Below are 21,930 nucleotides of genomic sequence, written 5' to 3' on the forward strand. Positions count from 1 at the left end.
CGGAATCTGAAGTGAGGTGTCGTCAGACATCGGACTCCCGGTGCGGCTGAGGGTGGGGGGGCCTACAGGGTACGAGGGCTGGTCGTGGGAGTTGAGCCGCGGTACTCGACGTGGACGGAGCAGTATGGCAAGATCAACTAGCCTCAGGGGCCGTAGAGTATCCGATGCAATGATCGGACGTTAGGGATATAGGGCAATTGCCCTTGGCAAGCCGTCCGAATCCTCAATCTCCGCCCCACCCCGGGCGAACGCCGCGCAGTGCGCCCCCCGCGGCGCTAACCTCGCTCCCACGAGCACGGAACGGCGAGGCGGAGGCGCGACGGTGACCGAGCAGGAACACGAACTCCGGGTGGGGCGGGAGCCGGCGGACGGGACGCCGACACCGCGTCGACCCGGGTCAGGCTGCGCGACCGCGACGCCGAACTGCGCTCCGCCGAAGCCGCGGTGGAGAAGCTCTGCCGGGAGTTCGCGGCCGGCGGCACCGAGATCGGCGAGCTGCTCACCTTCTCCGGCCGGCCCGGTATCGGCAAGACCAGTCTGCTGCACGAGGTCCGCCGGATCGCCAAGCTCCGCGACGGCGCCACCGTGCTGTTCGCCCGCGGCGGCGAGCGCCAGTCCAACGAGCCGTACCACGTGCTGCGCCAGCTGCTCCAGCCCGTCCTCGGCAGCCTCGACGCGACGGAGTTCCGCCAGGTCATGGGCACCTGGGAGGAGGTCGTCGGACCGGCCATGGGCCTGAAGCAGCCCAAGGCCGGCGCCCGTCGCCTCGACCCGCAGGGCGTCCGCGACGGGCTCGACTACGTCCTCACCCAGCTCGCCCCGCGCCGTGCCCCGCTGGTGATGATCGTCGACGACCTGCACTGGGCCGACCTCGAATCGCTCGCCTGGCTCGCCCAGTTCGCGGTCCGCGCCCGCGAACTGCCCGTCCTGCTGGTCTTCGCCTACCGCGAGGACGCCGCGGACTGGCAGCCCGAGGCGCACGAGCACCGGGTCGCCGTCTCCGACCTGGCCACCCGCCGGCACGAGCTGAGCCGGCTCACCCTGGTCTCCGTCACCGACATGGTCCGCGCCGAGCTGGGGGACAAGGCCGAGGACTCCTTCTGCTACGAGTTCTGGAACGTCGTCAACGGCAACCCGTTCGAGGCCGTCGCCCTGCTCGACCAGGTCCGGGACCAGGAGCTCGACCCGGTCGAGGAGAACTCCCAGCAACTGCGCGAGCTCGCCGTCGACGTCATCGGGATGACCCTCAAGGGCTGGCTGGACCGGCTCGGCGCCGCCACCCTGCGCTTCGCCTGGGCCTGCGCGATGCTCGGCACCGACATCCGCCAGGACCTCGCCGCCCGGATCTGCACCCAGAGCACCGAGGGCGCCCGCGACTCCGTCAAGCAGCTGCGCAGGCAGCGCATCCTCACCCAGACGCCCGGCGGGAACCTGGAGTTCGTCCACCCGCTGATCGGCAGCTCGATCTACAACACCATGCCCGAGTCCACCCGGACCGGCATGCACGGCGTGGCCGCCGCCGAGATCGAGAACGCCGGGCTCGGCCTGCTCGCCGCCTCCCGGCACCTGGTGGAGACCTTCCCCGGCGAGGGCGACGACCGGACCGTCCGCAAGCTGCGCCGCGCGGCCCAGGAGCACCAGCTGATCGGCGCGCCCGAGGCGGCCCAACGCTGCCTCCACCGCGCCCTCGCCGAGCCGCCGGACGACGACATCCGCGCCGAGGTGCTCTACGAGCTGGGCTGCTCCGCCCTGCTCACCGACCCGGCCGCCACCGTCAACCAGCTCAAGCTCGCCCTCGACCCGGAGGAGGGCCCGCTGCGCCCCTCGCTCCGGGTGGACGCCACCTTCCGGCTCTCCGAGGTGCTCGCGCACAGCGGCCAGCTCGGCGAGGCGGCCCGGGTCTGCCAGGAGGAGGCCGAGAACACCCTGGACGACCCGGCGGGCCGGCTCCGGCTGGAGGCCGCCGCGTTCATGTGGCACGCCTACCGCAAGTCCGAGGAGGACGGGCCCGCCCGCTCCGCACGGCTGGGTGCGCTCTGCGCGAGCCTCACCGGCCGGGAGGCCGCCGACCGGGCCGTCCTGGCGCTTCGCGCCTGGGACCTCACCCTGCGCGGCGAACCCTCCGCCGAGGTGCTGCGGCACGCGGACCAGGTCCTCGACCAGGGCCGGCTGCCCAAGGGCCTCGGCTGGACGGACTCCACCTGGGGCTTCGAGCTGCCCGCCACGCTCGGTCTCTCCTACACCTACAACGACCGCATCGCCCAGGCCGAGCGGCTCTTCGGGGACGCCATCGTCCAGTTCGAGATCGCCGGCTGGAGCGGTGCCCACCGCGGCTTCGCCTACTTCCTGATGGGCCTGGCCCGGTTCCGCCGCGGCCTGCTCGCGGAGGCGGAGGACTTCCTGCGCCGGGCACTGCGGCTGTCCGAGCGGATCGGCCCCAAGCTGCCGCTCGCCTGGGACGCCGTCGGCGTCCTGGTGGACACCCTGATCGCCCGCGGCCGGGTGAACGAGGCCTGGGAGGTCGCGAGCGGCTTCGGCTTCAACCCGCCGTACCACGACACCGCGATGGTCCTGCCGGACGCGGCGTCGCTCTACGGCAAGCTGCTGCTCGCCAAGGGCCGCAAGGCCGGTGCCGCCGCCGCGCTCACCGACGCCGGCGCCCAGCTGGAGGCGCGCGGCTGGCACAACACCGTCTGGGCGCCGTGGGCCGGCCACCTCGCCGTGGCGCTGGCCAAGGACGAGCCCGAGCGCGCCCGCTGGTACGCACAGAAGTCCGTGGCCGACGCCCGCCGCTTCGGGACCGCCTCGGCGATCGGCACCGCGCTGCGGCTGCAGGCCGAGATCGAGGACGGGCAGCAGGCGGTCGAGCTGCTGGAGGCCGCGGTGCGCCACCTCGGGCAGTCGCCCGCCGGCTACGAGCACGCCGTCGCCCTGGTGGACCTCGGTGCCGCGCTGCGCCGGGTCGGCCGGCTGGAGGACGCCCAGGAGTACCTGTACCAGGGCATCGAGCTGGCCCAGCACTGCGCGGCCGACGGCCTGGTCGTCCGGGCCCGCCGGGAGCTGGCCAACTACGGCCTGCGGCCCAACCGGCTCGGTGACACCCGCGAGACGCTCTCCCAGCCCGAGTGGGACGTCGCCCGGCTCGCCGTGCGCGGTGTGCCGGCGCCGCGGATCGCCGACCAGCTGGGCGTCCACCTGAGCCTGGTCAACCGCCGGCTGGCGGCGGTCTACCGCAAGGCTGGCAGCGGCCCCGACGGGCTCGCCTCGGCGCTCGGCCTCCCGCCGGAGCAGCGCGACACCGCGGGGGAGCAGCCGGCCGACGGCGCGGACGGCCGTGCGGACGGATAGCGGCGGTGGCGGCGGGCGGTGATGGGGAGCGGTGACGGCGGGCGGTGGCGGGGCGGCGGCCGGGAGCACCGGGGCGGCGCGCGGGCGCGGCAAGAGCCCCCGCACCGCCCCCGGTGACTAGGCTTTCGCCCCAGGGGGACGCCCTTCGGCGGGCCTCCGACGACCGGGTACCAAGGGGCCGCGGCGCGTCCGCGGCCGGCAGTGAGGAGCAGGCCATGGCGACGCCCCCGGCGAACGGGTCGCAGGCGACCAGCGTGCGGCGCGGACCCCTCGAACCCTCGGGCGCCGGCATGGCGATCGAACGGTGGACGCTCCGGGCCGGCCCGTACGAGGCGACGGTGCTCACCCTCGGCGCCACCCTGCACACCCTCACCGCCCCCGACCGGGCGGGCCGGCCGGGCCAGGTGCTGCTCGCCCCCGACCGGCTCGCCGAGCTCCTCGGCCCGGCCCGGCACTACGGCGCCGTGGTCGGCCGGTACGCCAACCGGATCGACGGCAGCACGGTGACCATCGACGGCGAGGAGCACCCGCTCGCCCCCACCGGCGGTGGCATCACCCTGCACGGCGGCCCGGACGGCTTCCACCACCGGATGTGGGAGGCGCGGGCGCTGCCCGAGGGCGTCCGGCTCCGGCTGCACAGCCCGGACGGCGACCAGGGCTTCCCGGGCGGGCTCGACGTCACCGTCGACTACACGCTGAGCGCCGCCGGCGAGCTGGTGATCGCCTACCACGCGGTCACCAGCCGGCCGACCGTGCTCAACCTCACCAACCACGCCTACTTCAACCTGGCCGGCGAGGGCAGCGGCGACGTCCTCGGCCACCTGCTGACCGTGGACGCCGACGGGTACACCCCGGCCGACGAGCGGCAGATCCCGTACGGGCGGATCGAGCCGGTGGCCGGCACGCCGTTCGACTTCACGGCCGCCCGCCCGATCGGCAAGTCGGTGCACGACGAGCACCCGCAGCTGGCCGGGCCCGGCGGCTACGACCACAACTGGGTGCTCCGCCCGCGCCCGGCGGACGGCGGCCCGGCCCGTGCGGCGCTGCTGGAGGACCCGGTGAGCGGGCGCACCCTGGAGGTGCTGACCACCGAGCCGGGCATCCAGGTCTACACGGCCAACAAGTTCCAGGGCGCGGTGACCGGGGCGAGCGGGACGGCGTACGGGCCCTACGCCGGCGTCGCGCTGGAGACCCAGCACTTCCCCGACTCCCCGCACCACCCGGAGTTCCCCGACACCGGCCTGCGGCCCGGGCAGGAGTTCCGCTCGACCACCGTGCTGCGGCTCGGGGTGGCCTGACCCGGGGGCACGGACCGCGGGGGTACGGACCGCGGGGCACGAACCGCGCGGGTACGAACCGTGGGGCAGGCACAATAGGGGGAGTCGAACGAGAGCCCGGGCCGTCGGCCCGGGCTCTGTGCGTACCCGCTGCAAGCGTCTTTCCGCAACGCAGCGTACAAATCGGGCCGTCCACACCGGGGTGAACCGGACATATCGTCGCCTCGGCTTCACCGGTCAACTACCGTGCGGCAACGTCAAGGACACGCCCGCGTAACGATCGCCGATTCTTGCAGAAACTTGCTGCAAGGACTTTCCGCGATGATTGCCCCGCTGTTAACTTCCTTCCGAGCCCGACGGCAGCAACGGTGCGGTCGGCACGAGGCAGTCATTATGCGCCTGTCTCCCAACATCTCGGGCACCCCCACCCCTCCAAGGAGTTCTCATGCGGCGTGGCATCGCGGCCTCTGCCCTCGTTGTGGCCCTCGCGGTCTCGATGGCTGCCTGTGGCAGCAGCGGCTCCAGCTCGGACGGCAAGGCCGACGGGCCGGTCACCCTCACCTACTGGGACACGTCGAACGCCACCAACGAGGCGCCCAACTACCAGGAGCTCGTCAAGAAGTTCGAGGCGGCCAACCCGGAGGTCAAGGTCGACTTCGTCAACGTCCCGTTCGACCAGGCGCAGAACAAGCTCCAGACCGCCATGGGGGCCAAGGGCGCTCCGGACGTGTTCCGCTCCGAGGTCGGCTGGACCGCCGCCTTCGCCAAGGCCGGCTTCCTGGAGCCGCTGGACGGCACCCCGGCCACCGCCGACGCCGGCTCCTTCCAGCCCACCCTGGTCCAGCAGGCCAAGTACGAGGGCAAGACCTACGGCGTCCCGCTGGTCACCGACACCCTGGGCCTGCTCTACAACAAGGAGCTCTTCACCAAGGCCGGCGTCGCCGCCGCTCCCAAGACCTGGGACGAGCTGAAGACCGCCGCCGCCGCCGTCAAGGAGAAGACCGGGGTCGACGGCTTCTGGCTGAAGGCCGCCGACGGCTACTACGCGATGCCGTTCCTGTTCGGCGAGGGCACCGACACCGTCGACGCCGCCGGCAAGAAGATCACCGTCGCCTCGCCCGACGCCGTCAAGGCCATCGAGACCTACAAGACGATGTTCACCTCGCCGGGCACCGCCAAGGCCGACGTCACCACCGACGCCTACGCGCACATGATGGACGCCTTCAACAGCGGCAAGGTCGCGGCGATCATCCAGGGTCCCTGGGAGATCACCAACATCTACAAGGGCTCCGCGTTCGCCGACAAGACCAACCTCGGCATCGCCCCCGTCCCGGCCGGCGCCTCCGGCAAGGCCGGCGCCCCCACCGGCGGCCACAACATCTCCGTCTACGCCGGCTCCGACAAGGCCCACAAGGCCGCCGCCGAGAAGTTCGCCGCCTTCATGACCTCGGCCGAGAGCCAGGCGTTCATCGCGAAGAAGAACTCCACGCTGCCGACCCGCTTCGACGCCTTCACCCCCGAGGTCAAGGCCGACCCCGGCATCGCCGGCTTCCAGGCGGTCCTCTCCAGCGCCAAGCCCCGCCCCGAACTGCCGGAGTACAGCTCGCTGTTCGCCTCGCTCGGCACCAACCTCGGCAAGGTGGTCCAGGGCACCGGCACCCAGGACGGCCTGAACACCGTCGCCACCGACTACGCCAAGCTCCTCCCGGGCTTCGCGAAGTAACACCCCGCAGCCGTCCGGCCCGCCGCCACCTCCCCGGCGGGCCGGACGGCCGGACCCGTAGCAGCAGCAGTCGCCGTAGCGAGGCGGCGGACCTCCCCGAGAAGGTGTCGAACATGTCAGTCGCCGTGCAGGGCGCCACCGGCCAGGGCAGCCGGGAGCGCGATCCGCGTCCGGGCCTGATGGAGCGCCTCAAGCGCTCGTACGCCAAGCACTGGTACGCCTACGCGATGATCGCGCCGGTGGTGCTGGTGCTCGGCGTCCTGGTGCTCTACCCGCTCGCCGAGGGTGTCTGGCTCACCCTCACCGACGCCAACAGCCTCAACGCCGCCCGCAAGATCGGCGTCAACGAGATCCCGGCCAGCTACCACTTCGTCGGCTTCGACAACTACGCCGACATCCTCTGGGGCCCCGGCTCGTACGACCGCTTCTGGTCGCACTTCGTCTGGACCATCAGCTGGACGGCCCTCTGCGTCGCCCTGCACTACGGCATCGGCCTCGGCCTCGCCCTGCTGCTCAACCAGAAGCTGCGCGGCCGCGCCTTCTACCGGATGATGCTCATCCTGCCGTGGGCCGTGCCGACCTTCGTCACCGTCTTCTCCTGGCGGCTCATGCTCGCCGACGGCGGCGCCGTCAACGGGCTGCTCTCCGCCCTGCACCTGCCCGAGCCCGGCTGGCTGGACGACCCGCTGGCGCAGAAGGCCGCCGCCGTCCTGGTCAACACCTGGGTCGGCGTGCCGTTCATGATGATCTCGCTGCTCGGCGGCCTGCAGGCGATCCCGGCCGAGCTCTACGAGGCCGCCGAGATGGACGGCGCCACCGCCTGGCAGCGGTTCCGCCACGTCACCCTGCCCGGGCTGCGCACCGTCTCCTCCACCGTCGTCCTGCTCGGCGTGATCTGGACCTTCAACCAGTTCGCCGTGATCTTCCTGCTGTTCGGCGGCAACGGCGCACCCGACGCCCAGCTGCTGGTCACCTGGGCCTACCGCCTCGGCTTCGGCCAGCAGCCCCGCGACTACGCGCAGTCCGCCGCCTACGGCGTCATCCTGCTCTCCATCCTGATCGTCTTCACCGCCTTCTACCGGCGCTGGCTCGCCCGCAACGAGCAGGCGAACGGCTGATCCCGACCACCCCGGCGACACGAAGGCAGGAATCCCGATGAGCACCACGACCGACCGACCCGCACCCCTGACCACGCGCCCCGCGGCGCCCGCCGCCCACCCGGCCAGGGCCCGCCGCCGCGGCGAGGCGAGCCCGCTGGCCCGGGCGCTCTCCCACGGCGCGCTGATCCTGGCGAGCCTGATCGCGCTCTTCCCGGTGGCGTGGATCGTCTACGTCTCCTTCGGTCCGGACAAGACCGACTACCTCCACCCGGGCCAGATCCTCGACAAGATGACGCTGTCGAACTACAGCACCGTGCTGTTCGACACCGACTTCTTCAGCTGGTTCGGCAACGCCTTCCTGGTCTCCGGCATCACCACCGTGTTCGGCGTGCTGATCGCCGCCTCCACCGGTTACGCCGTCTCCCGGATGCGCTTCCCCGGCCACCGGCCGCTGATGTGGTCGCTGCTGGTCACCCAGATGTTCCCGATCGCGGTGCTGATCGTGCCGATGTACACGATCCTCTCCGAGCTCGACCTGCTGGACAGCTACCTGGGCCTGGTCCTGGTCTACTCGACCACCACCGTGCCGTACTGCGCCTGGCTGCTGAAGGGCTACTTCGACACCATCCCGGTGGAGATCGACGAGGCCGGCCGGGTCGACGGGCTCACCCCGTTCGGCACCTTCTGGCGGCTCGTGCTGCCGCTCGCCCGGCCGGGCCTGGCGGTGGCCGCCTTCTACTCCTTCCTGACCGCCTGGGCCGAGGTCGCCTTCGCCTCCACCTTCATGCTCAGCTCCGACAAGTACACGCTCGCCGTCGGCCTGCAGACCTTCGTCAGCGAGCACGACGCGCAGTGGAACCTGATGGCCGCGACCGCGGTGCTCATCGCGATCCCGTCGTCGCTCCTCTTCTACCTGGTGCAGCGTCACCTGGTGACCGGCCTGACCGCCGGCGCCTCGAAGTCCTGACCGCTCCCCGCTCCTCTGATTCCCAAGGGACACCGTCCATGACCCAGAACCTGGCCGACACCTCCCGGCCCGCCGCCGACGCCACCGCTCACGAGGCCGGCGCCGGCGCGTCCAGAGGCTGGTGGCGGGACGCGGTCATCTACCAGGTCTACCCGCGCAGCTTCGCCGACTCCAACGGCGACGGCATGGGCGACCTGCCCGGAATCCGCAGCCGCCTGCCCTACCTGCGCGACCTCGGCGTGGACGCCGTCTGGCTCTCCCCGTTCTACGCCTCCCCGCAGGCCGACGCCGGCTACGACGTCGCCGACTACCGCGCGGTGGACCCGATGTTCGGCACCCTGCTGGACGCCGACGCGCTGATCCGCGACGCGCACGCGCTGGGCCTGCGGATCATCGTCGACCTCGTCCCCAACCACTCCTCGGACCAGCACGAGTGGTTCCAGCGTGCTCTGCGCGAGGGTCCTGCGTCCCCGCTGCGCGACCGCTACCACTTCCGTCCGGGCAAGGGTGAGAACGGCGAACTGCCGCCCAACGACTGGGAGTCGATCTTCGGCGGTCCGGCCTGGACCCGCTCGGAGAACCCGGACGGCACCCCCGGTGACTGGTACCTGCACCTGTTCGCCCCGGAGCAGCCCGACTTCAACTGGGAGAACCCGGCCGTCGCCGACGAGTTCCGCTCGATCCTGCGGTTCTGGCTCGACATGGGCGTCGACGGCTTCCGGATCGACGTCGCCCACGGCCTGGTCAAGGCCCCCGGCCTGCCCGACATCGGCGGCGGCGACCAGCTCAAGCTGCTCGGCAACGACGTCATGCCGTTCTTCGACCAGGACGGCGTGCACGAGATCTACCGCAGCTGGCGGAAGATCCTGGACGAGTACCCGGGCCAGCGGATCGGCGTCGCCGAGGCGTGGACCCCGACCGTCCAGCGCACCGCCAACTACGTCCGCCCCGACGAGCTGCACCAGGCCTTCAACTTCCAGTACCTGGGCACCTCCTGGGAGGCGGCCGAGCTGCGCGGGGTGATCGACCTCTCGCTCGACTCGATGCGCCCGGTCGACGCCCCCACCACCTGGGTGCTCTCCAACCACGACGTCACCCGGCACGCCACCCGGTTCGCCAACGAGCCCGGCCTCGGCACCCAGATCCGCACCCCCGGCGACCGCGGGCTCGGCCTGCGCCGCGCCCGCGCCGCCACCCTGCTGATGCTCGCGCTGCCCGGCTCCGCGTACCTCTACCAGGGCGAGGAGCTCGGCCTGCCGGACGTCACCGACCTGCCGGACGAGGTCCGCCAGGACCCGTCGTTCTTCCGCCAGGCCGGCCAGGACGGCTACCGCGACGGCTGCCGCGTGCCGATCCCGTGGTCCGGCACCGAGGCCCCGTACGGCTTCGGCCCGACCGCCGGCGGCCCGAGCTGGCTGCCGCAGCCCGCCGAGTGGGCCGAGCTCAGCGTCGAGGCGCAGACCGGCGACCCGACGTCCACCCTGGAGCTGTACCGCAGCGCGCTGGCCGTCCGCCGCGAGCAGGCCGACCTCGGCGCCGGTACCGAGGTCGAGTGGCTGGACAGCCCGGCCGGCACCCTGGCGTTCCGCCGCGGCTCCTTCGTCTGCACCGTGAACACCACCGCCGAGCCGGTCCGGATACCCGCGCCCGGCCGCCTGCTGCTCTCCTCCGCGGACGCCGTGGTGGACGGCGGCGAGACGGTGCTCGCTCCGGACAGCACCGACTGGTGGGCGGTCTGACGTGGTTGCAATAGGCTCTGGGACCGTGACTACGGCGCGACTCTCAGACATCGCGGCGCAGGCGGGGGTCAGCGAGGCCACCGTCTCCCGCGTGCTCAACGGCAAGGCGAACGTCTCGGCCGCCACCCGGCAGACCGTGCTGGCGGCGCTCGACGTGCTCGGGTACGAGCGGCCGACCCGGCTGCGCCAGCGCAGCGCGGGGCTGATCGGGCTGATCACCCCCGAGCTGAGCAACCCGATCTTCCCCGCGCTGGCCCAGGTGATCGAGCAGGTGCTGAGCCGGCACGGCTACACGCCGGTGCTCTGCACCCAGACGCCGGGCGGGTCCACCGAGGACGAACTGGTGGAGATGCTGGTCGACCGCGGGGTCTCGGGCATCGTCTTCGTCTCGGGCCTGCACGCCGACACCACCGCCGACCACGACCGGTACGCCCGGCTCATCGGCCGGCAGGTGCCGTTCGTGCTGATCAACGGCTTCAGCGAGAAGATCGACGCCCCGTTCATCTCGCCGGACGACCGCTCCGCGATGTGGATGGCCGTCCAGCACCTGGCCGAACTCGGCCACGAGCGGATCGGGCTGGCCGTCGGCCAGCGCCGGTACGTGCCGGTGCTGCGCAAGATCGAGGGCTTCACCGCGGCCATGCGCGAGGTGCTCGGGCGGACCGAGGAGGAGGCCCGGGACCTCGTCCACCACACGCTGTTCAGCGTGGAGGGCGGGCACGCCGCGGCCGGCGCGCTGCTGGACAAGGGCTGCACGGCGATCGTCTGCGGCAGCGACATGATGGCGCTCGGCGCCATCCGGGCGGTGCGCCAGCGCGGGCTGAGCGTCCCCCAGGACGTCTCGGTGGTCGGCTTCGACGACTCGCCGCTCATAGCGTTCACCGAGCCGCCGCTGACCACCATCCGGCAGCCGGTCGAGGCGATGGCCACCGCGGCCGTCGACGCGCTGCTGGAGGAGGTCGGTGGGAACGCCGCCCAGCGCGCGGAGTTCATGTTCCAGCCGGAGCTCGTGATGCGCGGCTCCACGGGCGCCTGCGCCCGCTGAGACGGCACGCCCGGACACCGCGTCCGGGCGGGAACGGCCGGGGCCCGGGGAGCGATCGCTCCCCGGGCCCCGGCCGTTCGCCGTTCAGCCCTCCTGGGCGGCCGGGCGGCCCTGCTCCAGCCGGTGTCCCTCGGCGGCCTCGCCGGTCCGGGTCTCGGTGCGCCGGCCCCGGGCCAGGTAGTCGCGGAGGATCAGCTCGACGGCGTCCTGCGGGTTCTTGGTGCCGGAGAGCATCATCGCGTCGATCGCGAGATTGGCGTCGAGCGTGACGGTGACCTGGGCCATGGGGACTCCTCCTCGGGTGCGCAGAGCAGCAGCATGCCCGGTGCGGCCCGATTTGACCATGACCCGGCGGGCCCGCGCCGGGCCCACCGCGCCCGCCCGTACGGCCCACCGCGCCCGCCCCCGCCCGGCCGGCGGCGGGCAGGCCGAAGCCCCCGGGGAGGAGCGACCAGACTCTCCCCGGGGGCTGCGGCGTGTGCGGTGGGATCAGACCCGGCCGGCGAAGTCCGGGGCCCAGTTGGCGACGGTCTGGGTCCGCACGCCCGCGCTCGGGTTGGCGGCCTCGACGTACTTGCCGTCACCGATGTAGAGCGCGACGTGGTAGACGCCGGAGTCCTGGCCGTTGTTGGACCAGAACAGCAGGTCGCCCGCCTTGAGGGCGTCCAGCGACACGTGGGTGCTGGCGGCGGCCTGGTCGGCGGCGACGCGCGGGACGGAGACGCCCGCGGCCCGCAGCGCGGCCTGGGTCAGGCCGGAGCAGTCCCAGCCGCCGTTGCCGGTGCCGCCGTAGACGTAGGCCTGGCCGACCTTCGACAGGGCGAAGGAGACCGCGGCGGCCATGCTGCCGGTGGCGGCCTCGGCCGGGGCCTGGGCCTGGGTCTGGGCGGCCTGGGTGGCGCTCTGCGCGGCCGGCTTGGCGGTGGTGGTGCCCGCGGCCTGGCCGGAGGAGCGGGTGAACCAGTCGAAGCCCTTGCCGGACTCGTCCGAGGCCTGGGCCTTGGCGTGGTCGCCGAGGCTCAGGTGCTGGCCCGGGTAGATGTGGTTCGGACCGTCGGTCAGGGTGTCGCGGTTGAGCTCGTACAGCCGCTCCCAGCCGCCCTGGACGTTGTGCTTGTCGGCGATGGCGGACAGCCAGTCGCCGGCGACGACGGTGTAGTCGCCGTCCTTGCCCTGCCAGTTCTGCGACCAGTCGGACCGCTTCTGGCTCCAGGTCTTGGCGGAGTCGGTGGCGGCCGGGGTCTCGGCCTTCGGGGCGGCGGGCTCGGCGGCGGGGGCCGGGGCGGCCGGCTTGGCGGCCGGGGCCGGGGTCTGCGCGGCCGGCTTGGCGGCGGCGGAGGTGTCGACCGCGGCGGGGGTGCCGCCCTTGGTCAGACCGGCCTGGACGGAGCAGACCGGCCAGGCGCCCGGGCCCTGGACCGCGAGCACCTTCTCGGCGATCGCGATCTGCTGGTCCTTGGTGGCCAGGTCGGCGCGGGCGGCGAAGGCGGTGCCGCCGAACTCGGCCCAGGTGCTGTTCGTGAACTGCAGGCCGCCGTAGAAGCCGTTGCCGGTGTTGATGCTCCAGTTGCCGCTGCTCTCGCACTGGGCGACCTTGTCCCAGGTCGCGACCGAGGCGGCGGAGGCGGAGGTGGTGGTCAGGCAGGGGATGGTGAGGCCGATGCCCGCGACTCCGAGCGCGGCGATGGCGCGGCGGGTACGGCCGGACAGACGGGTGCCGTTGGTGGGCAGCATGAAGATGCGGTCCTCTCCCACGCCTGCGAGGTGAGCTGTCGGATTCGGGCTGGAGTTGCCCGGCCGCGCTGTGGACGCGGCTTCACCCCTAGCCCTGGACCGGTACGCGGACCGGCCCGGGGCGACTTACCTGTGGTTCCCCCGCTCCTGCCGTGGTGCGTTTCTGCGCTGCCAGCACACCCGACGGCAGGACTCGGCGTTGCGGACGGGCTGGGTCCGTGTGGCCACGAACGGGGAGCACGTTAAGCAGACTCAACTTCAAACCGCAAACATGTGTGATGCTCGTCACCGTTTGCGAACAACCTGCCCGCGGCGTGTCCACCATGATCAGAAATGACCGATTTCCGGCAACGCCCGTACGGGCCGCCGCAACTGCCTATGCTTCAGAACGTCGGGACCGACGCAGCCGTCTGGGGGGAGGGCTACGAAGCGATGGCCATGGACGAGGAGCAGGGCGGCGGACAGCCGGCCGATGGGGCCCGCGGAGTGCATCGCAGGGCAAAGCATCGCAGACCGGACATCCCGCCCGAACGCGCCCGAACTCCCGTAAGCCGTCGCACAATGCTGCGCTGGCTCGCGGTCGGCACGGTGTTCGCCGCGGTCGGCGGCGAGGAGGCCCTGCGGCGCTCGCTGACCGGCTCGACCGGGCCCGCTGCCGGGAGCACCGCCACGAGCCTGGCCGACACGGGCGGCGACGGGGGCATGGACCACGGCGGTGCGGACCACGGCCCCGGCGCACCGCCCGCGTCCGGCGGTGACGTCCCCGGGCAGGGGGCCGCCCCCGCGCCCGACCAGGGCGGCCGCCGCTGGTCCGACCCGGCCGGCTGGGGCGGCCGGGTGCCCGGACCGCAGAGCGCCGTCCGGATCACCGACCGGGTGCTGCTCGACACCGACGCCGCCGTCGGCTCCCTGCTGGTCGAGCCCGGCGGCTCGCTCACCTTCGCCGCCGACCGCGGCGTCACCCTCAGCTCGGCCGGCAACGTCGAGGTCCGCGGCACCCTCGCCCTCGCCCCCGGCGGCACCGCCGTGCACGCCCTGCGCTTCCCCTCCGTCGACGAGAAGCGTTTCCAGGGCGACGGCATGAAGGTGGTCGACACCGACGTCGGCCTCTGGGTCACCGGGGCCGGCTACCTGCGGCTGGACGGCGCCGCCAAGACCGCCTGGGTGCGCGCGGCCGACGAGCTGCGGGCCGGCGCCACCACCGTCAGCCTCGCCGCCCCGCCCGCGGGTTGGCAGCCCGGCGACGAACTGGCCGTCACCCCGACCGGCCCGCCGGACGAGGACGGCTTCTCCGCCCGCTACGACCTCGCCGTCGTGCGCTCCGTCAGCGGATCCACCGTCACCCTGGAGGCCCCGCTCCGGTACGCCCACCCCCGGGTCGCCCTCGGCGGGGGCGTCACGGTCGGCGCCGAGGTGCTCAACCTGACCCGCAGCGTCCGGGTCGAGGGCTCCGCGAAGGGCCGAGCCCACGTCCACCTCACCAGCTCCCGCCGGGCCGACGTCCGGCACACCGCCCTGCGCTGGGTCGGGCCGCGGACGGACACCAGTGAGAGCTGGAAGGGCCCGGACGGCACCGCCCCGGTCACCGCGCCGGTGCTCGGCCGGTACGGGCTCCACTTCCACATGCTCGGCGACGCCACCCGCGGCACCGTGGTCGAGGGCGTCGTGGTGCGCGACGCCGGCAACCACGCGTACGTCCCGCACGCCAGCCACGGCATCACCTTCCGCAGCTGCATCAGCCACGACACCTGGGAGGACGCCTACTGGTGGGACGGCCCGCTGGACACCCGTACCCCGCAGCAGCCGTCCGACGACATCGTCTACGAGTCCTGCGTCGCCTCCCGCACCGTGCTGGAGCCCAACCCGCGGGCCTACCGGCTGACCGGCTTCAACCTGGGCGCCGGCACCGGCGGCAAGGCGCTGGACTGCGTGGCCGTCGGCGTCCAGGGCGCCAACGGCGCCTCCGGCTTCGAGTGGCCGGAGAACAGCGAGGGGGTCTGGACCTTCCAGCGCTGCCTGGCCCACAACAACCTGCAGGACGGCGTCTTCGTCTGGCTGAACGCCCGGCAGCACCACGTGGTCACCGAGTTCGCGGCCTACCACAACGGTGGCTGGGGCATCGAGCACGGCGCCTACCTCAACGACTTCGACTACACCGCGAGCGTGCTCTACGGCAACGCCGGCGGGGGAGTGGCGCTGCACTCGCTCGGCCGGGAGAAGGGCACCGTCTTCGACGGGCTGCTGATCGACGGCGCCGGGCTGAGCGACTTCGCCGTCTCCACCGCGCGCCACGAACTGGCCGGCGAGGCCGTCACCTTCAGCCGCAGCCGGTTCACCGGCTACCGCCGGGCCGGCCTCGCCTTCCGGGCCACGCCCGACGGCAAGCCGGACGACGTCCTGGTGCTGGACTGCGAGTTCGGCGGGAACGAGCTCTGGCTGGACCCGGAGGCCGGGCCGCCGAAGAACATCACGCTGCGCCGGGCCGGCCGGGCCGAGACGCTCCAGGTGCGCCGGGCGGAGGAGGGCGGCACCGCGCAGCCGCAGTGGAACGCGAGCAGCACCCCGATCGCCTCGTTCGCCGTGCAGTCCCGGCCGGTGCAGCTGCCGGCGCTGCGCTTCAAGGACGCCGCCGCGCCCACCGGACGGCTCGGTGGCGGCTCCTGAGGGTCCGACCGCGGGCAGGCCGCCCACGGCACGCGCGGGGCCCGGAACGCCACCGTTCCGGGCCCCGCGCCGCGTTCTGCCGTTCTCCCGCTACTCGGCGGCGTGCCGTCCGCCACCGGAGCCGGCGGCGGGCTCCTCGGCGGCCTCCTCGGCCTCGACGATCTGGGCCGGCAGCGCGGCCAGGTAGGTGGAGCCGATCAGCTGGCCGACCGTCGGGTACGCGCCCAGCGGGGCGGCCGACGGGCAGCCGCTCTCCTCGGCGGCCGCGGCGAGCAGCTCGGAGTCGGCCTCCGGGCCGATCACCAGCGGGGCCAGCGCCGGGTTCTGCGCGCCCATCTCCTTGAGGTGCGCGACGGCCTCGGCCACCGAGCCGGGGATGTCGAGCGCGGCGGCGACGACCGGCACGGCGAGGCGGGCCGACAGCAGCACCCCGGTGATCCCGGCGGCGGCCGCGGCGTCCTCGCCACCGACGGTGGTGAGCACCACGCCGTCCGCGGCGGTCGCGATGGCGAACAGGCGGGCGCGGTCGGCGCGGGCCAGACCGGCCTCGGAGAGGCGCACGTGGACGGCCTCGGCCAGCAGCGGGTGCGGGCCCAGCACGTCGGTCACCTGGGCGCCGTACTCGGCGGCCAGCGCGTGCAGCTCGGTCAGGAAGCCGTGCGGCCCCGGCACCAGCGGCACCACGACCGGCGTGGGCAGGCCGGCCTCGGCGGCCGCGGCCAGCAGCTCGCCGACGGTGCGGTCCTCGGCGGAGGCCTCGCCCTCGGCCTCGCCGGCCGGGAGGTAGCCGGCGGCGGTCTGTACGCCGGTCTGCTCGCTGCGCACGATGGAGAGGAGTTCCTCGACCACCGGGCGGGACTCCGGGCCGGCGGTCGCGGGCACAGCGAGCACCAGGGCCGGGGCTCCGGTCGGGATCTCGGGGCGCTCGGGACGGCGGTGGCGCCCCCGCGCACGGGAGCCTGGGGTGCGGACGGGCAGTGGCGCGCCCGGGATGGCTGCGGTGCTCATGGCGGAGATCGTAGGACATCGGGCCGCCCTGGCTGCAGTCGGCTACCGAACCGAGCAGGGCGGCCTGCCCCAAAGCAGGACATAAGGTGCAATCTCTTCGCGAAGCGGGGGCGCCGCCCCGGACGCGTCCGGACCCGCCCTCTGTTGCACCTGTGGCGCGTGAGATGTCTCACAGGGCGGCGGGCGTCTGACGCAGGGTCACGGCGGTGCGACTCCGGGCGTTCGAAGATCAACATTCAGCGGGGAGCCGCCTACGGGCGGTTATCGGAAGCCTGCCGATTCGGTCGGATTTATCCGTTTACGTACCGTCAGGTGTCGAGGTGGTGAAGAGTTGCGGTTCGGTGGCGAAGGGCCCGTGCACCTGCACTGTCCCGTGCTGATGCACGTGCACTGGAGCTATCATCACGTCAAGTGAGGCGTTGTGCCGGGCCGGTACGGGGCCGGTCCAGTCGTTCGGCTGTGGCCGGGGCGCCGCGCTGGACGACCACTCCGGAGCTCTTCGGGAGATTTCTATGCACGACACGTACGGCACGTACAACGGGATGGCGGCTGCGGACCTCAAGGACGTGGTCTGGCAGAAGAGCCTGCACAGCAACTCTCAGGGCAACTGCGTCGAGTTCGCCGCCCTCCCGGGGGGCGAGGTGGCGATGCGCAACTCGCGCTTCCCGGACGGTCCGGCGCTCATCTACACCCGGGCCGAGATCGCGGCGCTGCTGTTGGGGGCCAAGGACGGGGAGTTCGACCACCTGGCGGTCTGATCGGCCGTCGCCTTCGCCATCGGGGGGCCGTCGTGGGTGCTGACACCGCGACGGCCTTTGTCTTGCCGGCGGTTCCGCGGGGCCCGGGGGCCTCCCGCGTGCGGTTCGTGCTCCTCGCCCGCCCGTCCGGTCCGCCGCCGCGGTCGTGAGGGGTGCGAGGTCGGCCGGTGCCCGCTGCCCGAGGGTCCCGGTCGCCGCCGCCGGAGTGTGGTGGCCGTTCGGGGGCCGTGGTCGCGCTCCGAACGGGTGTCGCCGTGGTCGTGGTCCGGAGCTAGGCCGAGCGCCGGTGCCGGCCGCCGAGTCCGGGTGCCGGGCTCTTCAAGGCCTCCGACTCGGCCTCGAACAGCGCCCAGACCACCTTGCCGCCGCCCAGCGGGTGCCAACCCCAGGAGTGGCTGAAGGAGTCCACCAGGTGCAGCCCCCGGCCCGACTCGGCGACGAAGTCCGCCTCCCGCGCCACCGGGCCGGCACTGCTGGGGTCGCTCACCGCGCAGACCACCTGCGGCGCGCGGTGCACCAGGCTGATGCGGATCGGCAGCCGCCCCTCCGGGCCCGCCTGGGTGGGGAAGTCGTACTGGTCGAGGGCGCTGCCCGCCGTTCCCGGGCGCGCGCCGATCGCGTGCCGGAGAGCGTTGGTCACCAACTCCGAGGCCACCAGCGCGACATCGTCGAACAGCTCGTCCAGTCCCCAGCGCTGAAGAGCGGTTCTGGCGAAGTCGCGCGCGGTTCTGACGGCTTCGTAGCGGGGGGCGAGCGTACAGGTGACCACATGGGGATCGACTGCCAAGGCCGTACCGGTGCCCATGAAGAGCTCCTCCCATAAGGGGGCGGACACGGCTGGACCCGCCGGGGTCATGCCGGTCACCTCCGACTCGCTCGGCCGCGCGACCGCTCCCTCGACCAGGTGCGCGCGCACACGAACGCCCGGTGGCGCGGGGGCGCTGCCGGGCTGGTGCACGGAGTCGCGCGTGGGGTCGAACGCGGAGCCCGCGGGATTGCCAGGGATGTGCAGGTGCACGTGCACCATGGTCCTCTGCGCTCACTGCAGATGCAAGAGTCGATTCACGTGCAGTCGTTCAAATGGCATATGCAAGCGCCGAATGCACGTGCATCCTGGTGTGTGAGGTGCAGAACTGATAGGAACATCCGTCAGTATCGGCACCGTGAGCGCTCAACTGATGGCAGACTGTGCGCTGTTTGCCCTAGGTGGAGGTTTCGACGCATGACCACAGTTCAGCCGGGCGGCGGCTCGATGGTCCGCCGGATCCTCCTCGGCTCACAGCTGCGCCGCCTGCGCGAAGCCCGCGGCATCACCCGCGAGGACGCGGGCTACGCGATCCGCGCCTCCGAGTCGAAGATCAGCCTCATGGAGCTCGGCCGCGTCAGCTTCAAGGAGCGGGACGTCGCCGACCTCCTCAGCCTCTACGGGGTGGACGACGGCGGTGAGCGCGAGGCCCTGCTCGGCCTGGTCCGCGAGGCCAACAAGTCCGGCTGGTGGCACAGCTTCAACGACGTCCTGCCGGGCTGGTTCCAGACCTACGTCGGCCTGGAGGAGGCCGCCGCACTGATCCGCACCTACGAGGTGCAGTTCATCCCCGGCCTGCTGCAGTCCGAGGAGTACGCCCGGGCCGTCTTCGGCCAGAGCCGGCCGGTGATCAGCGAGGACGAGGTCGAGCGGCGGGTCAGCCTGCGCCTGCGCCGCCAGAAGCTGCTCACCGAGGGCGCCAGCCCCCGCCTCTGGGCCGTCATCGACGAGGCCGCGCTGCGCCGCCCGGTCGGCGGGCCCGAGGTGATGCGCGGTCAGGTGCAGTACCTGATCGACGTCGCCGAGCAGGCCAACGTGGTGATCCAGGTGATGCCGTTCCGCTTCGGCGCGCACGCCGGGGAGTCCGGCGCCTTCACCATCCTGCGCTTCCCCGAGCAGGACCTCGCCGACGTGGTCTACCTGGAGCAGCTCACCAGCGCGCTCTACCTCGACAAGCGGGACGACGTGGACGCCTACATCCAGGTCATGGAGCGGCTCTGCGTGGACAGCCTCACCCCCGAGCGCACCATCGACCTGCTGGCGTCGATCCTCAAGGAGCGCTGACGCGCCGCTGAGCCGCCCCCGGGTCGCCCCTCCGCGGCCGACGGACACCGCGCGTCAGCCGCGGGCCGTCGGCCGTTCGTGCTCCGGGGGCAGCGGCTGCGGCGGCACGCCCAGCCGCCAGTCCAGGCCGTAGCGGCGGAAGAGGTCCGCCCGGATCGGCGCGAGCGGCAGCTCGGCCCCCGGCAGCAGCACGCCTATGCAGCCGCCCATCAGCGCGCTGCGCAGCACCGCGTGCTCGGCCACCGGGTCCGGCGCACCCCAGTCCCGCAGCAGCTCCTGGATGATCGCGCCCAGCCGGCGCTGCTCCGGGTCCTGGACGAACGCCCCGGTGTCCGGGTCCAGGATCAGGGCCAGGTGCGAGCGCATCACCCGCGGGTGCTCCACCGCCAGTCCCAGCACGGCGTCGATCGCCCGGGCCAGCCGGGCCTCCGGCGAGGCCCCGGGCGCGAGCTCGCCCAGCGCGGTGGAGAGCGCCTTGTGCATCATCCGGTGGGTCGCCGACTGCATCAGCAGCCGTTTGCCGTCGAAGTAGTAGGAGAGCAGTCCGCGGGCCAGCCCGGCCCGCTCGGCTATGTCGCCCAGCGTGGTGCCGGCGTAGCCGCGCTGGTCGACGAGTTCGACGGTGGCGCGCATGATGCGCCGGCGGGAGCGTTGGCGCATTTCCTCATTGACCGATTCCCCGCGAGGTGCCATCGTGTCTGCTCCGTACGTTCGTTGGCTCCCGGCCAATATACTGGCGGGGCGAGCGGCCGTACCGGGCCTTCCGCACCGGGCGGGCACACGCGGGCCGACTGGCGCGGAAGCGCCGACTCCACCAACACGGGGGTTTGGTGGAGTCGGCGCCCGCCCGGGGACACGGGGCCCCGGGCGTCGTTCAGCTCTTCGTCAGCATCCCGTCCTGCCGGTCGGCCAGGTCGACTGACGGATAATCATAGTCCGGCACCGTCGCCGGAGTTGCCCGCTTCCGTCGCCGGTCGAGCACGGCGCCCGCCGCGGCCACTGCGAAGCCCAGCAGGGCGACCGCGGTGACCAGCGCCAGCGCGGGGCGGTAGCCGTCCAGCTGGGCCGCCGGGCTCTCACCGCCGCCGCTGCCCGCGGTGATCGCCGCGGTGGCGACCGCCAGCACGACCGCGCTGCCCACCTGGAAGGCCGTGTTGACCAGCCCGGAGGCGAGCCCCTGCTCCTCGTCGGCGACACCGGCCGTGGCGGCGATGTTGACCGACGGGAACGCGAGGGCGAAGCCGATCCCGAGCAGGATCATGCTGGGGAGCACCAGCGCCGGGTAGGAGCTGTGCTCGTCGAGTCGGAGGAACACGGTGTAGCCGAGCACCAGGGCCAGCACGCCGATCGGCAGCAGCTTCCCGGTGCCGAAGCGGTCGACGATCGCGCCCATCCGGGTCGCCGAGAGGGCGACCAGGGCACCTGCCGGGAGCAGGCCGAGCGCCATCTCCAGCGCCGACCAGCCGAGCAGCTGCTGCAGGTAGAGCGTGACGATGAACTGGAAGCCGGCGTACGAGCCGAAGATCGTGAACGCGATCAGGTTGGCCCGGGCGACCGAGCCGTTGCGGAAGATCCCGAGCCTGACCAGCGGGTGCGCCGTCCTGGTCTCGACCACCAGGAACGCGGTGGCGAGCACGGCGACCACGGCCAGCGAGCCGAGGGTGCGCACGCTCAGCCAGCCGGCGCCCTGCGCCTCGGTGACGGTGAAGACCAGCAGCAGCACGGCGGCGGTGCCGGTGATCGCACCGAGCACGTCGTACCCGCCCCGGGCCCGCTCCTCGGTGGGGCGGGGGAGCAACCGGACGGCGAAGAGCAGGGCGACCAGCGCGACCGGGACCGGCATCAGGAAGGTCCAGCGCCAGCCGACCGAGGTGAGCAGGCCGCTCAGCACCAGGCCGAGCGAGAAGCCGCTGGCGCCGCAGGTGGTGTAGATCGACAGCGCCCGGTTGCGGGCCGGACCCTCGGCGAACGTGGTGGTGATGATCGACAGACCGGCCGGTGCGGTGAAGGCCGCGGAGACGCCCTTGAGGAAGCGGGCGGCGATCAGCAGGCCGCCGTCGTCGACGAGCCCGCCGAGCAGCGAGGCGCCGGCGAAGACGCCCAGGGCCACCAGGAAGACCCGGCGCCGGCCGAGCAGGTCGGCGGCGCGCCCGCCGAGCAACAGCAGGCCGCCGTAGCCGAGCACGTAGCCGGAGACCACCCACTGCAGCGTGGAGGTGGAGAGGTGGAGTTCGGACCCGATGGACGGGAGGGCGACGCCCACCATGGAGGTGTCCAGGGCGTCGAGGAACATCGCGGTGCAGAGCACGATCAGCGTGCCCCAGAGGCGGGGTGTCCAGCTCAGCCCGCCGGTTGATGAATCGTCAGATGTCGTCGCGGTCGCGGTGGTCATGGGGAGGACACTACATGCACGTGCATTCAATGCAAATGAATTAGATGTGGTCGCATAAGCTTCCTGTGCATGTGATAGCGTGGCGG

At 72.7% G+C, this 21,930-nt stretch carries 16 protein-coding genes and 1 riboswitch; of the genes, 10 read left to right on the forward strand and 6 right to left on the reverse strand.

What is annotated here, in order from left to right; all coding sequences use genetic code 11:
* Positions 1–444: 444 nt before the first annotated feature.
* The 7 genes from RMN57_RS30890 to RMN57_RS30920 all read left to right on the forward strand — a co-directional run bounded on the left by RMN57_RS30890 (position 445) and on the right by RMN57_RS30920 (position 11,199).
* Complete coding sequence (locus RMN57_RS30890) at positions 445–3,348, forward strand: AAA family ATPase (RefSeq protein ID WP_345329447.1); 2,904 nt, start codon at positions 445–447, stop codon at positions 3,346–3,348.
* A 215-nt stretch (positions 3,349–3,563) separates the two neighbouring features.
* Positions 3,564–4,646: an aldose epimerase family protein gene (locus RMN57_RS30895; protein ID WP_313766580.1), complete on the forward strand. Its 1,083-nt coding sequence runs from the start codon at positions 3,564–3,566 to the stop codon at positions 4,644–4,646.
* Positions 4,647–5,070: 424 nt separating this feature from the next.
* The gene (locus RMN57_RS30900; RefSeq protein WP_313766581.1) at positions 5,071–6,348 is read left to right on the forward strand and encodes an extracellular solute-binding protein; all 1,278 of its coding nucleotides are present in this window, start codon (positions 5,071–5,073) and stop codon (positions 6,346–6,348) included.
* A gap of 113 nt (positions 6,349–6,461) precedes the next feature.
* Entirely contained in the window at positions 6,462–7,466 is a 1,005-nt protein-coding gene (locus tag RMN57_RS30905) for a sugar ABC transporter permease (RefSeq protein ID WP_313766582.1), read from the forward strand.
* A gap of 37 nt (positions 7,467–7,503) precedes the next feature.
* The gene (locus tag RMN57_RS30910; RefSeq protein WP_313766583.1) at positions 7,504–8,415 is read left to right on the forward strand and encodes a carbohydrate ABC transporter permease; all 912 of its coding nucleotides are present in this window, start codon (positions 7,504–7,506) and stop codon (positions 8,413–8,415) included.
* Positions 8,416–8,453: 38 nt separating this feature from the next.
* Positions 8,454–10,154, forward strand: coding sequence for a glycoside hydrolase family 13 protein (locus tag RMN57_RS30915; protein ID WP_313766584.1), 1,701 nt, complete (start codon positions 8,454–8,456; stop codon positions 10,152–10,154).
* Positions 10,155–10,179: 25 nt separating this feature from the next.
* On the forward strand, positions 10,180–11,199 hold the full coding sequence (locus RMN57_RS30920) for a LacI family DNA-binding transcriptional regulator (protein WP_313766585.1): 1,020 nt from the start codon (positions 10,180–10,182) through the stop codon (positions 11,197–11,199).
* 84 nt (positions 11,200–11,283) lie between these two features.
* Here RMN57_RS30920 and RMN57_RS30925 read toward each other — a convergent pair whose 3' ends face one another.
* Both RMN57_RS30925 and RMN57_RS30930 read right to left on the reverse strand, forming a co-directional pair.
* Positions 11,284–11,484: a hypothetical protein gene (locus RMN57_RS30925; RefSeq protein ID WP_313766586.1), complete on the reverse strand. Its 201-nt coding sequence runs from the start codon at positions 11,482–11,484 to the stop codon at positions 11,284–11,286.
* Positions 11,485–11,688: 204 nt separating this feature from the next.
* Positions 11,689–12,954 carry a transglycosylase family protein gene (locus tag RMN57_RS30930; RefSeq protein ID WP_313766587.1) on the reverse strand — a complete coding sequence of 422 codons (1,266 nt, stop codon included), beginning with the start codon at positions 12,952–12,954 and terminating at the stop codon, positions 11,689–11,691.
* Positions 12,941–13,111, reverse strand: a riboswitch (cyclic di-AMP (ydaO/yuaA leader). Its footprint overlaps the gene before it by 14 nt.
* A 383-nt stretch (positions 13,112–13,494) precedes the next feature.
* On the opposite strand from RMN57_RS30930, the gene RMN57_RS30935 reads away from it, so the two are divergent.
* Entirely contained in the window at positions 13,495–15,597 is a 2,103-nt protein-coding gene (locus RMN57_RS30935) for a hypothetical protein (RefSeq protein ID WP_313766588.1), read from the forward strand.
* A gap of 90 nt (positions 15,598–15,687) precedes the next feature.
* On the opposite strand, the gene RMN57_RS30940 is transcribed toward RMN57_RS30935, so the two are convergent.
* Positions 15,688–16,605, reverse strand: a complete 918-nt coding sequence (locus tag RMN57_RS30940) for a hypothetical protein (RefSeq protein WP_313766589.1) — start codon at positions 16,603–16,605, stop codon at positions 15,688–15,690.
* Positions 16,606–17,117: 512 nt separating this feature from the next.
* On the opposite strand from RMN57_RS30940, the gene RMN57_RS30945 reads away from it, so the two are divergent.
* Complete coding sequence (locus RMN57_RS30945) at positions 17,118–17,363, forward strand: DUF397 domain-containing protein (RefSeq protein ID WP_313766590.1); 246 nt, start codon at positions 17,118–17,120, stop codon at positions 17,361–17,363.
* A 271-nt stretch (positions 17,364–17,634) separates the two neighbouring features.
* Here the strand turns inward: RMN57_RS30945 and RMN57_RS30950 are convergent, their stop codons facing one another.
* Positions 17,635–18,168 (reverse strand): ATP-binding protein, encoded by a 534-nt coding sequence (locus RMN57_RS30950; protein WP_313766591.1) that lies wholly within the window; start codon positions 18,166–18,168, stop codon positions 17,635–17,637.
* Between the two features lie 417 nt (positions 18,169–18,585).
* On the opposite strand from RMN57_RS30950, the gene RMN57_RS30955 reads away from it, so the two are divergent.
* Complete coding sequence (locus RMN57_RS30955) at positions 18,586–19,452, forward strand: helix-turn-helix transcriptional regulator (RefSeq protein WP_313766592.1); 867 nt, start codon at positions 18,586–18,588, stop codon at positions 19,450–19,452.
* Positions 19,453–19,506: 54 nt separating this feature from the next.
* Here RMN57_RS30955 and RMN57_RS30960 read toward each other — a convergent pair whose 3' ends face one another.
* Positions 19,507–20,112, reverse strand: coding sequence for a helix-turn-helix domain-containing protein (locus RMN57_RS30960; protein ID WP_313766593.1), 606 nt, complete (start codon positions 20,110–20,112; stop codon positions 19,507–19,509).
* Positions 20,113–20,326: 214 nt separating this feature from the next.
* Positions 20,327–21,844: an MFS transporter gene (locus tag RMN57_RS30965; protein ID WP_313766594.1), complete on the reverse strand. Its 1,518-nt coding sequence runs from the start codon at positions 21,842–21,844 to the stop codon at positions 20,327–20,329.
* Between the last annotated feature and the right edge of the window lie 86 nt (positions 21,845–21,930).

It is taken from the genome of Kitasatospora sp. CM 4170 (genome assembly GCF_032110285.1).
Classification (GTDB): domain Bacteria; phylum Actinomycetota; class Actinomycetes; order Streptomycetales; family Streptomycetaceae; genus Kitasatospora; species Kitasatospora aburaviensis.

Bases quoted from the DNA above. Each gene is read 5' to 3' on its own strand.
- RMN57_RS30895 (WP_313766580.1), top strand. From the start codon at position 3,564: ATGGCGACGCCCCCGGCGAACGGGTCGCAGGCGACCAGCGTGCGGCGC.
- RMN57_RS30900 (WP_313766581.1), top strand. From the start codon at position 5,071: ATGCGGCGTGGCATCGCGGCCTCTGCCCTCGTTGTGGCCCTCGCGGTC.
- RMN57_RS30905 (WP_313766582.1), top strand. From the start codon at position 6,462: ATGTCAGTCGCCGTGCAGGGCGCCACCGGCCAGGGCAGCCGGGAGCGC.
- RMN57_RS30910 (WP_313766583.1), top strand. From the start codon at position 7,504: ATGAGCACCACGACCGACCGACCCGCACCCCTGACCACGCGCCCCGCG.
- RMN57_RS30915 (WP_313766584.1), top strand. From the start codon at position 8,454: ATGACCCAGAACCTGGCCGACACCTCCCGGCCCGCCGCCGACGCCACC.
- RMN57_RS30925 (WP_313766586.1), bottom strand. From the start codon at position 11,484: ATGGCCCAGGTCACCGTCACGCTCGACGCCAATCTCGCGATCGACGCG.
- RMN57_RS30935 (WP_313766588.1), top strand. From the start codon at position 13,495: ATGCTGCGCTGGCTCGCGGTCGGCACGGTGTTCGCCGCGGTCGGCGGC.
- RMN57_RS30940 (WP_313766589.1), bottom strand. From the start codon at position 16,605: ATGAGCACCGCAGCCATCCCGGGCGCGCCACTGCCCGTCCGCACCCCA.
- RMN57_RS30945 (WP_313766590.1), top strand. From the start codon at position 17,118: ATGCACGACACGTACGGCACGTACAACGGGATGGCGGCTGCGGACCTC.
- RMN57_RS30950 (WP_313766591.1), bottom strand. From the start codon at position 18,168: ATGGGCACCGGTACGGCCTTGGCAGTCGATCCCCATGTGGTCACCTGT.
- RMN57_RS30955 (WP_313766592.1), top strand. From the start codon at position 18,586: ATGACCACAGTTCAGCCGGGCGGCGGCTCGATGGTCCGCCGGATCCTC.
- RMN57_RS30960 (WP_313766593.1), bottom strand. From the start codon at position 20,112: ATGCGCCAACGCTCCCGCCGGCGCATCATGCGCGCCACCGTCGAACTC.
- RMN57_RS30965 (WP_313766594.1), bottom strand. From the start codon at position 21,844: ATGACCACCGCGACCGCGACGACATCTGACGATTCATCAACCGGCGGG.